Annotated in this window: 10 protein-coding genes; 3 read left to right on the forward strand and 7 right to left on the reverse strand. The window is 73.3% G+C overall.

Annotated elements, in window-relative coordinates; all coding sequences use genetic code 11:
• Positions 1-65: 65 nt before the first annotated feature.
• Together ACYVLT_RS07395 and ACYVLT_RS07400 are read left to right on the forward strand one after the other, a co-directional pair.
• Positions 66-656: a TetR/AcrR family transcriptional regulator gene (locus ACYVLT_RS07395; RefSeq protein ID WP_461119366.1), complete on the forward strand. Its 591-nt coding sequence runs from the start codon at positions 66-68 to the stop codon at positions 654-656.
• A 64-nt stretch (positions 657-720) separates the two neighbouring features.
• Positions 721-1,170: an LIC_13387 family protein gene (locus ACYVLT_RS07400; RefSeq protein ID WP_461119367.1), complete on the forward strand. Its 450-nt coding sequence runs from the start codon at positions 721-723 to the stop codon at positions 1,168-1,170.
• Between the two features lie 33 nt (positions 1,171-1,203).
• Here ACYVLT_RS07400 and ACYVLT_RS07405 read toward each other — a convergent pair whose 3' ends face one another.
• The 7 genes from ACYVLT_RS07405 to ACYVLT_RS07435 form a co-directional block, all read right to left on the reverse strand.
• Positions 1,204-2,121 (reverse strand): tetratricopeptide repeat protein, encoded by a 918-nt coding sequence (locus tag ACYVLT_RS07405; RefSeq protein ID WP_461119368.1) that lies wholly within the window; start codon positions 2,119-2,121, stop codon positions 1,204-1,206.
• On the reverse strand, positions 2,118-4,616 hold the full coding sequence (locus tag ACYVLT_RS07410; protein ID WP_461119369.1) for an Hsp70 family protein: 2,499 nt from the start codon (positions 4,614-4,616) through the stop codon (positions 2,118-2,120). Before ACYVLT_RS07410 ends, ACYVLT_RS07405 begins: the two co-directional genes overlap by 4 nt.
• Positions 4,609-5,163, reverse strand: a complete 555-nt coding sequence (locus ACYVLT_RS07415) for a hypothetical protein (protein WP_461119370.1) — start codon at positions 5,161-5,163, stop codon at positions 4,609-4,611. The genes ACYVLT_RS07410 and ACYVLT_RS07415 overlap by 8 nt, the downstream gene beginning before the upstream one ends.
• Entirely contained in the window at positions 5,160-6,230 is a 1,071-nt protein-coding gene (locus tag ACYVLT_RS07420) for a serine/threonine-protein kinase (protein WP_461119371.1), read from the reverse strand. Before ACYVLT_RS07420 ends, ACYVLT_RS07415 begins: the two co-directional genes overlap by 4 nt.
• On the reverse strand, positions 6,227-6,901 hold the full coding sequence (locus ACYVLT_RS07425; RefSeq protein ID WP_461119372.1) for a PP2C family protein-serine/threonine phosphatase: 675 nt from the start codon (positions 6,899-6,901) through the stop codon (positions 6,227-6,229). Before ACYVLT_RS07425 ends, ACYVLT_RS07420 begins: the two co-directional genes overlap by 4 nt.
• Complete coding sequence (locus ACYVLT_RS07430) at positions 6,898-7,644, reverse strand: FHA domain-containing protein (RefSeq protein ID WP_461119373.1); 747 nt, start codon at positions 7,642-7,644, stop codon at positions 6,898-6,900. Before ACYVLT_RS07430 ends, ACYVLT_RS07425 begins: the two co-directional genes overlap by 4 nt.
• Before the next feature lie 94 nt (positions 7,645-7,738).
• Positions 7,739-9,892, reverse strand: coding sequence for a hypothetical protein (locus tag ACYVLT_RS07435; RefSeq protein WP_461119374.1), 2,154 nt, complete (start codon positions 9,890-9,892; stop codon positions 7,739-7,741).
• Between the two features lie 372 nt (positions 9,893-10,264).
• Between ACYVLT_RS07435 and ACYVLT_RS07440 the strand changes: the two genes are divergently transcribed.
• Positions 10,265-11,386, forward strand: a complete 1,122-nt coding sequence (locus tag ACYVLT_RS07440) for an NAD(P)/FAD-dependent oxidoreductase (RefSeq protein WP_461119375.1) — start codon at positions 10,265-10,267, stop codon at positions 11,384-11,386.
• The last annotated feature ends 12 nt before the right edge of the window (positions 11,387-11,398 follow it).

Below are 11,398 nucleotides of genomic sequence, written 5' to 3' on the forward strand. Positions count from 1 at the left end.
GCTCGACGGTCGGGCGGTCGCCGCGCGAGCCGGTCGGACGTGGCCCGGACACTACTGTTCGGACCATGACGAGAGGACGGGTCACCCGCGAGGACTGGACGATGGCGGCGTTGCGGGCACTGGCCCGCGGCGGCGTGGCGGCCGTGTCCGTGGACGGGCTCGCCGGTGAGCTCGACATCACCCGTGGCAGCTTCTACTGGCACTTCAAGGATCGCGAGGCGTTGCTCGTGGCCGCGGTGGAGTTCTGGGAACAACGCGCCACCGCCGACCTCATCACCCGGCTCACCGCCATCGACGACCCGGTGGACAAGCTGGGCGAGGGGTTCCGGGCGGCGCTCGGCACGGAGGTCGTCGCCGGCCTGGAACCGGCTCTCGTCGCGCACGCCGACTACCCCGCGATCGCCCCGGTGCTGACCCGGGTGATCGAACGGCGCATCGCCTACCTCGCCGAGGTCTACGCCGAACTGGGCCTCACCCCGGCGGTGGCGCGGCGGCAGGCGGTCGTCGCCTACGCCGCCTACCTCGGTTGGGCGGACCTGCGGCGGGTGGCCGCCGGCGTGGTGCCCGAGGTCGCGGCGGACGGCCCGCGCGGGCGGGCGGCGTTGAAGCACCTCATCGAGCAGATGACCGTGGTGCGACAGGCCGCTCGGCATTGACATACACAAGTGTATGGATTGAACATGCGCGTGTGTATGGTCAACTGGGAGGGCGGTCGGAGCCATGTCGCGTCGAGCGTTGACGGCGTTCCGGATCGGCGCGTGGGCGTGGGTCGTCACCGGGGTGGGCCACCTGGCGATCTCGGTGGCGCTCGCGCTGCGGCCGCAGGAACCCGCGGCGGCCCGTGCGCTCGCGGCCATGCGGGAGTACCACACCGAGATCGCGGGCGTCCGGCGCAGCCTGCGCGACCTCGACCAGGGCATGTCGCTGGTCATGGCCGCGGCGCTGATCTTCGGCGGGGCGGTGTGCCTGCTCGTGGCGCGGTCCGCACCCGACCTGGTCACCCGGTCGCGGTCGCTCAGCGGCCTGTGCCTGGCCGCGTCGCTGGTCGTGCTCGGCCTGTCGTCGTTGCTCCTGCCGGCACCGCCCATCGCCCTCTTCGCGGTTGCCGGGGTCACGTTCGGGTGGGCGCTTTGGAACGCTCGCACGGCCCCGGCCGCGCTGTCCGCGTGAGCACCCGACCGGCGACCCACGTCGTGGGTCGGGTCAGCCGGTGGGACGCAGGACCACCGTGACGGTGCGGTTGCGCGGCGCGTCGGCGAACGGGCCGTCCGACTGGTCGGCGGTCGTCAGGGTGAACGCCGTCAGCGGCAGACCGCCGCCTTCGGCGAGCACCTCTGCGGCGACCTGGGCGCGCCACCACGCCACGGTGGAGCCACCGCTGGTGGGCCCGCCCGCGACGGCGACCACGTGCCCCACCACGGTGGTGGCCGCACGGGTGCCCGCGAGCCTGCGGCCCACCTCCGCCAGCAACGGCCACGACCCCGGCGCCAGCTCCGCGTCCGACCGGAAGACCCCCTCCTCGAACACCAGCCGGACGTCCTCGGTCCGGCGCTCCACCAGCACCCCCGGCATCGCGAACGCGGCGGCGATGGCGTCGAGGTCGCGGGACCGCTGGTCGACGGCCTGCTGCCGCGCGCCCGTCGCGGCCGCCAGCTCCTGCTCCAGCCGGCGCACCTCGGCCCCCTGATCGCCGGCCGGCGCGGGCGCGGCCGCGACCGGTGGCGCGGAGGGGCCGTCGCCCGAAGTGGCCCAGACGGCGCCGCCGACCAGGGCCACACCCAGCACCACCGCCACGGCGGCCGTCGCCGCACCCGCGTGGACCAGCGGCCGGGCGCGGTGACCGGCGCGCACGCGGGCGATGGTGTCGCGGCCCGCCGTGGCGCCCTCGTCGTCCGGGACCAGCAGCAGCACCCTGGCCCAGCACCGGTCCGCCTCGGCCAGCTCGCCCCGTTGGGCGTGCACGCGGGCGCGCAGGTCCAGCGAGGTGGGCGTGGCCGCGCCGGCGGCGTCCAGCTCGTCCAGCAGGCGTGCCGCCAGGTCGAGGTCGCCCGCGTGGGCGGCGGTGTGGGCGCGGTCGAGCGTCAGGTGGTGGCTCAGCGCGGAGCGCAGCGATGCCGTCATGCCTTCCTCAATCCGATGACCTTGTCCTGCTCGGCCTGCGGGAGCAGCCTGATCAGCCGCTGGTTCACCGCGTCCAACGTCCGCGAGTCGCGCGCGGCCAGCGCCCGGCTGCCCTCCCGCACCAGCGCGGTGGCCTGGCCGGACGGCGGCACCATGTCCTGGAGGGCGTAGAACAGCTTCACGGGCCAGTCCGGACCGCGCCGTTCCAGCTCGACCAGGAACGTGCCGACCCGTTCGATCTGCGCCCGGACCGCGGCCAGGTCGCGCGAGTCGATCGCGTCGCGCGCCCGGCGGCGCAGCTCCACGACCTCCTGGCGGTCGGCGGGCGTCCCGCTCTGGTCGGCCAGCGCCGACGCCTCTTCGAGCATGGCCTGCAACTGGTGGCTCAGCGTGGGCAGCTCCAACGCGTCCTCGACGTCGTCCAACTCCGCTTGCAGGTGGCGCAGGCGCTCCTCGGCCGCGGCCGCCGCACCGGCGTCCACCTTGGCCGCGTCGACCTGGTCGCGCGCGGTCATGACGGCGCTCTCGTCGTCCAGCCGGTCCAGCTGCTGCTGGGCCTCCGCGGACGACGAGGTCGTCGCCTTCTCGCGCAACGAGTCGAGCCTGCTCTCCATCCCGTCCAGCTGCTCCCGCAGCACCTCCGGCGCCACCGGTCGCAGGTCGCTGAGGTTGATCTCCGCGTCGAACTGCGCCTGCACCAGCGGCACGTCCGCCACCACGGTCACCACGCTGGAGGCGTCCACGTCGAAGGTGACCTCGACGTCGGTGCCGGCGGGCAGGTCGATCCGCACGTCGCGCGGCCGGATCTCCAGCACCCCGACCGCGCGGTTGCGGTCGGCGCGGTTGCGCTCGCCCTGCACGATCGGGATGCGCACGACCGCCTCGGAGTCGCCGCGGTGCAACGCGGCGGTCGTCTGGAACACCTCGCGCACCCGCGTGGGCAGGGTCGCGCCCTTGCGCAGCATCGGCGCGAACGCCCGGTCGGCGAGCTGGATGCCCAGCGAGTGGGCCAGCCGCACGCCGCCGAACTCGACGTCCCGGTGCGTGATCGACAACGTGTCCGGGGTCAGCCTGCGCCGGGTGCCCGTGCCGTCGGTCAGCTCCACGGTGAACCGGGAGGTCTTGTGCGGGTCGATGTCCACGTCGGTGGTGAAGGCGCCGTTGGCGTTCAGCTTGATCTGGGCGGACCGGAACGGCGGGTGCGCGTCCGGGTTGCTCAGCGTCACCGAGTGCTCGGTCCAGTCCACGGTCGCCGAGCTCCTCAGCCGACCGGCCACGGTGGGGGTGGTCGTGGTGACGCTGGGCTCGTAGGCCAGTTCGACCACGAACTCGCCCGGCGCGACCGACGCGATCGTGGTGGTCCGCGGGCGGCGGATCGTGCTGGCGAACAGCGCCGCGCCGCGGGCGACCACCGTGGTCGGGTCGAGGCTGGTGTCGAGCTGGATGCCGATGCCGTCGTCCGGGTCGGCCAGCCGCTCCCGCAGCCCGGGCGCGAGGGTGACACCGCCGACGAGCACCATCCGGTCGATGTCGTCGACGTCGAGCGAGGCCTCCCGCAACGCCGATCGGCACAGGTTGATCGCCCTGGCGTAGAACGGCTCGGCGACCGAGTCGAGCTCGTCGCGGCGCAACTCGTACTCGAAGCCCTCCGTGCCGCCGTCGCCGTCGGGCAGGTCGATGATCAGTTCGGTCGACTCGTGGCGGGACAGCGAGATCTTCGCCTCCTCCGCCCTGGCCTTGAGGATCGCGAACTGGCGCCGCCACTTCGGGTTGTCCCGCCGGAACTCGCGCAGGCCGAGGTCGCGGGCCACCGCCGGGGCCAGCACCCGGTCGACCAGCGCCCAGTCGATGAGCTTGCCGCCCAGGTAGGAGTCCCCGGCGTGGTTGAGCACGCGCAGGTCGCCGTCGCGCTTGCTGACCACGGCCGCGTCGAACGTGCCGCCGCCGAAGTCGAACACCATCCAGTAACCGCGGTCGGCGGCGTCGCGGAAGCCGTAGGCGAACGCCGCCGCGGTCGGTTCCTGCACCAGGGGGCAGGACGGGTCGAACCCCGCGAGCTCGGCGGCCTCGGTGGTCGCCTTGTTCTGGTTCAGGGTGAACGCCGCGGGCACGGTGATCACCGCGAAGTCCGGCGCGGTGCCCCGGTGGTGCGCGGCGTCCTCGCGCAGCGACTTGAGCACCTCGGCGGACAGCTGCGGCGGCGTCAGCTCGCGACCCGCCTTGACGAACCTGCGCCGGGCCTCGGTCGACGCCAACCCCATCTCCAGCTTGAACTCCGCGGCCGTGTTCTCCGGGTCGATCTCGACCCGCTCACGCGCCCGACGCCCCACGTGCACGACGTCCGGCTTGGGCAGCCAGACCGCCGACGGCGTGGTGTCCCACCCGTCGTTGTTCTTGATCGTCACGATGTCGTCGCCCTCGACCACCGAGATGGCGCTGTTGGTCGTGCCGAGGTCGATGCCGTAGTCGATGGTGTCGCTGTCGTTGTCACGCATGGTCGTTGTTCACCTGGTCCCTCGGCTGGATGGACGGGGTCGGGTCGTCGGACGGCGGTCCCGCGACGATCACCTGACCCATCTGGATGCGCCGGTCGTGCAGGTAGACCGTGGGCCGGACGGTCTCCACGACCACCTCCGCGGGCCGTGCCGGGTCGGTCTCGAAGACCAGCACCTCGATCGAGCGGCCGGAGTGGAAGGCGTCGCCGTCGTGGTCCTGGATGAGCACCCCGGCCTCGGTCAACGCGTCGCGGCACGTGGTCAGCAGGCGGGCGGCCTGGCGGTCCCGCGCGGTGGACGGCTCGTCGGCGCGGGCCAGCCTGCGCTGCGCGCGCCACAGGTAGGTGGCGGCGTCGGCGAGCAGCTTGTCGTCCAACTGCCGGGGGCGGGCGTCCTCGACGGGCTCGCGGACCTCGGCGATCAGCCGTGCCACCCGGTCGCGCAGCCCCTCGTCGGCGACCGGTGGCGGGATGCGGAACGCCCGGTGGTGGCGGCGCTGCCGCAACTCCGCGCGCAACTCCGTGCGCAGCTTCGCTAATCGGCTCACATCATCACTCCTCGGCGCCACAGGATGAGCCTGTGCAGGTGCAGTTCACGGATGTGGGACGAGAGGGTGACCGCTTCCTCCAGCAGGTCCGCGGCGCGGTCCAGCTCGCCGGGGACGCGGGCCAGCGCGAGCGCTTCGTCGGCCAGCCGTCGCGCGCGCCCGGTCGCCGGCCGGGCGGGCGCGGTGTCGTGCCGGACCGGCTCGGCTGGCCGGCGGTCCAGCCTGCGGCGGCGTTCCCGCAACGCCTCGCCCAGGACCAGCGCGGTGGCCGGGCGGTTCGCCGGGTCGACCTCCAGCGTGGCCATCACGATCCGGTCCAGCTCGCGGTCGACCGTGTCGTTGTAGCTGGACGGCGGCAGCAGCGGCTTGGTGAACCGGGCCAACGAGTAGGAGGCGAACGGCTGGCCGTCGTCGAACGGGACGTGGTTGGTGAGCAGCAGGTACGCGATCGTGCCGACCGACCACACGTCGCTCGCGCACGAGTAGCCCTTGTTGCGCAGCACCTCCGGCGCCATGAACGCGTACGTGCCCTGCGCGCTGGCCAGGTGCGTGAACGGGTCCGCGCGCTTGGCCAGGCCGAAGTCGCTGACCCGCACCCGCATGCCCGCGCCGTCGTAGCCGACCAGGATGTTGGCCAGGGTCAGGTCGCGGTGCACGATCGGCGGGTCCTGGTCGTGCGCGACGGCCAGGCCCGCGGCGATCTGGGCCATCACCTCCGACACCAGGTCCGTCGGCACGGCGGGCCGGTGCGCGGCGGCGAGCCGTTCGAGGTTGCCGCCGGGCACGTACTCCATGGTGAAGAACCCGCGCAGCCCTTCGGGCGTCTGCACGGTGCTCGCCTCGAAGAACCGGATGATGTTGGGGTGGCCCAGGGTCGACAGGAGCCTGGCCTCGCCGAGCATGGCGCGGGTCTCGGCCTTGGACGCGACCTTCTTGAACAGCTTCATCGCCTGCCAGCCGAGGTACTCGTGCCGCACCCGGTGCACCTCGGCGAACGCGCCCTCGCCGAGCAGGCGGTCGATGACCAGCGTGTCGCTGACCCGGTCACCGGCGTTGAGCAGCGTCATGCCGACCCCCTCGCACCGAACTCGACCGCGATCACCGAGATGTCGTCCACCGCGCCCGAGCCGGTCGCGGTGTCGACCAGTCGCGCACAGGCGGCGTCCAGGCCGACGGCGGACGTGAGCACCGCACCGAGCGCGTGGTCGTCGACGCTGTTGGTGAGACCGTCCGTGCACAGCAGGATCCGGTCGCCGGCGGCGAGCTCGTGCACCGAGACACCGGGGACGACCGCGCCGGGCATGCCGACGAACCGGGTCAGCTGACCGTTGCAGGAGTGGTCCTCGGTGAGCCGCCGGACCCGGCCGGCCCTGGCCAGGTAGACGCGGCTGTCGCCCAGGTGCACGACCAGCGCGAGACCGTCGCGCACCAGCAGCAGCGCGATCGCGGCCCCGGTCGTGCCGGGCCCGGTCCGGGCGGTGTCGCGCACGCGCTCGTTCAGCTCGGCCAACGCCTCGGTCACGTCGCGCACGACGTCCGGGCCGCGCAACGCGGTGACCCGCTCGCGGGCCTCGCGCGGGAAGAGGTCCACCACCACCTGGGCCGTGGCCGCCGCGTCCGCCAACCCGCCCATGCCGTCGACCACCATGAACGTGCCGCGCTCCGGGTGCGCGACCAGGCGGTCCTGGTTCTCGTCGTGCATCCGGCCGGTCCGCGTCCGCGCGGCGCACGTGATCACGACGAGTCCCCGGCGTCGACGTTGAGCCGGTACCCGATGCCGGTGATGGTCTCCAGGATGCGCGGGTTGGACGGGTCGACCTCGATGCAGCGGCGCACGGCGCGCACGACACCGGCGATGTCCATCCGGTTGTACGAGCGGTGCGGCGCCCACTCCTCGCGCGAGCCCCACAGCGCGGTGATCAGCTCGGCGTGCTCGCACGCCACGGCCGCGCCGTCGGTGCTGCGCCCGGCCATGTAGCGCAGCAGCTGGTGCCCCTGCGGGCGCAGGCCGCTGATCGGGGTCTCGACGCCGTTCTCCCGCCGGTACGCCCGTGCGGCGACCCAGTCGTAGCGCAGGGCGGGCCCGGTGTGGCGGACGTCCGCGGCGGACCCGAACGGCGCCGGGCGCGTGGTGTGCGGGTCGAGGAAGGTCAGCTCCCAGTAGAGCGGGCTGCCGTCCCCGGCCATGTCGCCCAGGATCAGCAGGGTGTCGCCGTGCTGGATCCGCTTGCGCCCCTGGAGGCGTTCGGTGACCTCGCCGTGCCGCAGCAGGGTGCCGTTGACGCTGGCGTTGTCGGTCACCGACCACATGCCGTCGGCGAAGTCCAGCGTGCAGTGCAGCCGACCGACCCACCGCTGCGGGTCGGGCCCGAGGGCCACGTCCGGGGCGTGGTCGGGCGCGGCGCGCCCGATGGTGACCGGACCGCCGTCGAGTTCGACACCGCTGCGCTCGCCGTCCGGCGAGCTGATCCGCAGTGTCATCGCCCGAACCATCACGACTCCTCTCCTCGACCCGACTGTGCCCGGCTCGTGCGCGGCCGGACCATGGCAACGGGTTGGAAACCGGATGGGAACCTCATCGCAGGCTCCCTTGCAACGGGTTGCCGTCGGCCCTGCTCGCGGCGCACGCCGCGTACTTCGGCTTGTCCGGCGTGTCGGTCCACCAGCTCCCACCCGGCCACGTGGTGTGGTAGTGGTACGCGGCGTCCAGCCCCCGGTCGACGGCCAGCTGCTTGCAGGCCGCGTCGGCCGCCGCGAAGACCGCGCCGTCGCCCGGCCACCCGACGTCGGGTTGGTAGAGCACCGGGTAGCCGAGGACCTCGCCCCAGTGCGGCCGGTCGCACTGGGCGAACGCGACCTGGTGCGGGTCGTCGTCCAGGCTCTTCTGGGTCGCGATGCAAGCCCCCGCCGGCGGGTTCGACGCGATGTCCAGGCCGTACATGTCCCGGACGAGGGTGAGGTCGTCGGGCACCTTGCGGTCGGCGTCGACCAGGTTGTGCGGGGGCAACGGCTTGTCGTCGATCCGGTGCACCACGCACGTGGCGTAGTTCTCGACGTTCTTCCCGCCGTCGTTCCAGGAGTCCTTGCCGCGGTAGGCGGAGGTCGTGGTGTAGGTGTCGAAGGGCAGGTTCTGCCGGGCCTGCCGCCACGCGCACTCGTAGCGGGCGTGCTGCGCGACCACCTCGTCACCGGGGTGCGGCGACGGGTTCCCGCCGACCGGGACGAAGGCCAGGAGCTCACCCCAGTGCTCGTGGTCGCAGGGCACGGACGGCACCCGGTGCTTGTCGGCCCGCCAGCCGTCCGCGGTGGTGATGCACGTGCCCACCGGTGCGTTCGCCGAGGCGGTGTCGGAGAAGGTCCGGACCAGGCCGGGGTCGGGTTCCTCGTCGTCGGCGAAGACCCAGCGGACACCGGCCAGCACGAGCACCGTCAGCAGCAGCAACGCGACCACCCGCCACAAGCCGACGAAGAGCCGTTTCACGTCCTCCCAGCCGTAGCGGTACGTCGGCGCGGTCCCGTACTGCGGCTGCGGCTGCCTCGGCGCGGGCACGTGCACGCCGAGGTCGCGGAGCATCTGGTCGATCTCCTCGGCGCCCGCCATGCCGGCGGCCCGCGCACGCATCGACCGCAGCATCCTCCGGGCCACGTCCCGGCGGCCCAGGGCGACGAGCTCCTGGACCTGCCGGCGGATCGTCGCCATGGCGGCGGCCAGCTCGGCGATCGCGGCCTGGTTGCGCTCGATCAACGAGACCGTGTGCGGGTCGCTCGCCAGTTCCGCGGCGGACCGCAGCCACCGGAGGGCCTCCTCCTCGGCCTGCGACCCCTCGTTGTCGACCAGCTTGGTCGCGCAGTTGTTGAGGGCCACGGCGGTGTCGTCGCGGATACTGGCGGTGCGCCGGTGAAAGTCGGGCGGCACCAGGTCGTCCAACCGGTCCAGCACGTCGAGCACGTCGTCGTACACGATCGTCGCGGCGTCCACAGGGTAGCCGTTCGCCAGCTTGTCCGCGGCCTTCTTGAGACCGGCGCGGACCTCCTCGTAGGCGGGTTCGGCGGCCTGCTCCAGCAGGTCGTTGACCGTGCCGGCCGGCGCGGGCCAGTCGCGGGCCCGGTCGGCCAGCCAACCCGGATCGGACGCGGACGCCGTGGCCAGCTGGACCAACGGCTTGACCAGCGCCACCGGCACCTCGTCGCGGAGCAGGTCGACCACGGACTCGTCCAGCTGCCGGTCGTCCAGCACGGCGACGCGGTGCCGGACGTGGTCCCAGAACGCGGCCCGGCGCAGGGAGCGGCCCCACAGCTGCCCGGCCTGCGTCCACAGCTCGTCGAGCTCGTCGAGCTCCGCGTCGGTCAGCTCCTGGTCGCGGGCCTCGTAGTCGAGCGCCCGGCTGTGCGCCCGCACGGCGGCGTCGTGGTCGCGGTGCACCGACTCGGCGCACCCGCAGGTCGCGGTCGGGGTGTCCCACAGCCAGAACAGCTCGTCCACCAGGCGCCGCCGCGGGTCGCCGAGGATCAGGTCGAACGCCCGGGCCACGTCCGACGGGTCGACCGGGAGGTCGTGCCCCAGGTCGACGTCCGCGCCCACCTCCAGCGCGGTGTTCACCTTGTGCCTGCGCCGCCGCACCGCCGGCCGGTCCGCGTCGGTCGGCAGCCCGGTGATCCGGAACGCGTTGCGCCGGTAAAGCTGTGGGGTCGAGGCGTCATCGAGCCCGGACCTGGTCGAGTCGCTCACCACACCCCCTGCGGGCGCGTCACCAGTTCCACCATCGCCATCCCATCGAAGTCGAGCCGAGTCGCACGAGCAGTTTCGGTGGCCGAGGCGGTCGGACTCCATGAGAGCCGGTTGGAAACGGGATGGTCGCCGGAAAGGACGACGTTCACTCGATCAGTGCAGCAGCGCCGCGGATCCGGCATTGCCGCAGAATTGCGGTTTCCCCTGCTGTCAGGGCGTTCGGCGCGATCCGGTTCACGCCACGGCGACGTGACGGGATTCGATTGGCTGCGAGAACACGTGGGCGATCCGGCCTTCTTCGCATATCTTCGCGGGCAAAGGATTCGACGTGCCGCAACGGGAACGGGTTCCCCTGATCGGAGGCGGATCGGCATGGTGGCGCACGTCGTCGTCATCGGCGCGGGCGTCTACGGCGCGGCGGTGGCCGCCTCGCTGACCCGCCGCGGCGCACGGGTGACCGTGGTGGACGCCGGCGCACCCGGCGGCGGCACGTCCGGTGCGACGTTCTCGTGGACCAACTCGTGCGGCAAGCAACCGCGGTCCTACCACGACCTGAGCGTCCAGGGCATGCAAGCACACCGGCGACTGGCGGCCGACGTGCCGCACGGCGACTGGTACCACGAGACCGGCAACCTGGAGTGGGCCGGTACCGACGCCGAGGGCGACGAGCTGCGCGCGAAGGTCGCGGGCGTGCTCGACTACGGGTACGAGGCGCGGTGGCTCAGCCGGGCGGAGGCGTTGGCCCTCGAACCCGACCTGGACCCCGCGGTCCTGCCCGACGAGGGGATCGCCTACTTCCCCCGCGAGGGCTGGGTGGAGCCGATCCGGCTGATCGGCCACCTGCTGGTGACGGCGGTCGCCGGTGGCGCGGAGGTGGTCGGCGACGACGCGGTGACCGCCCTGGAGGTGACCGCCGGTGCCGTGCGCGCGGTCCGGCTCGCCTCGGGCAGGCGGCTCGTCGTGGACGCGGTGGTCGACTGCGCGGGGCCGCAGGCGGCGCGGGTCGCCGGGCTGGCGGGCCTCGCGCTGCCGATGCGCAACACCCGGGGCGTGCTCGTCCGCACCTCGCCGGTCGCGGTGGCGGTGTCCCGGGTCGTCCACGCCCCGCACGTCCACCTGCGCCCGGACGGCGCGGGACGGCTGTTGCTGCACACGCCGGAGATCGACCACGCGGCCACCGTGTCCGACACCGGTGACATCGGCGTGGACCCGTCGGCGGTGGACGAGGTGGTCGCGGCGAGCCGTGCGCTCTACCCGGGCATCCGCGCCGCGACCGCGGCGAGCGTCCGGGTCGGTGAACGGCCCATCCCCGGCGACGGGCTGCCGGTGCTGGGGCGGGTGGTGGACCTGCCGAACTTCCACTTCGCCGTCTCGCACAGCGGCGCGACGTTGAGCCTGCACGCGGGCGACCTCGTGGCGGCGGAGGCGCTGGGGGAGGACCGGAGCGACGCCCTGGCCCCGTTCCGGTACGAGCGGCTGGACGGCGTCCACTGAGGACCGGGCACT

The organism is Saccharothrix stipae, assembly GCF_054781895.1.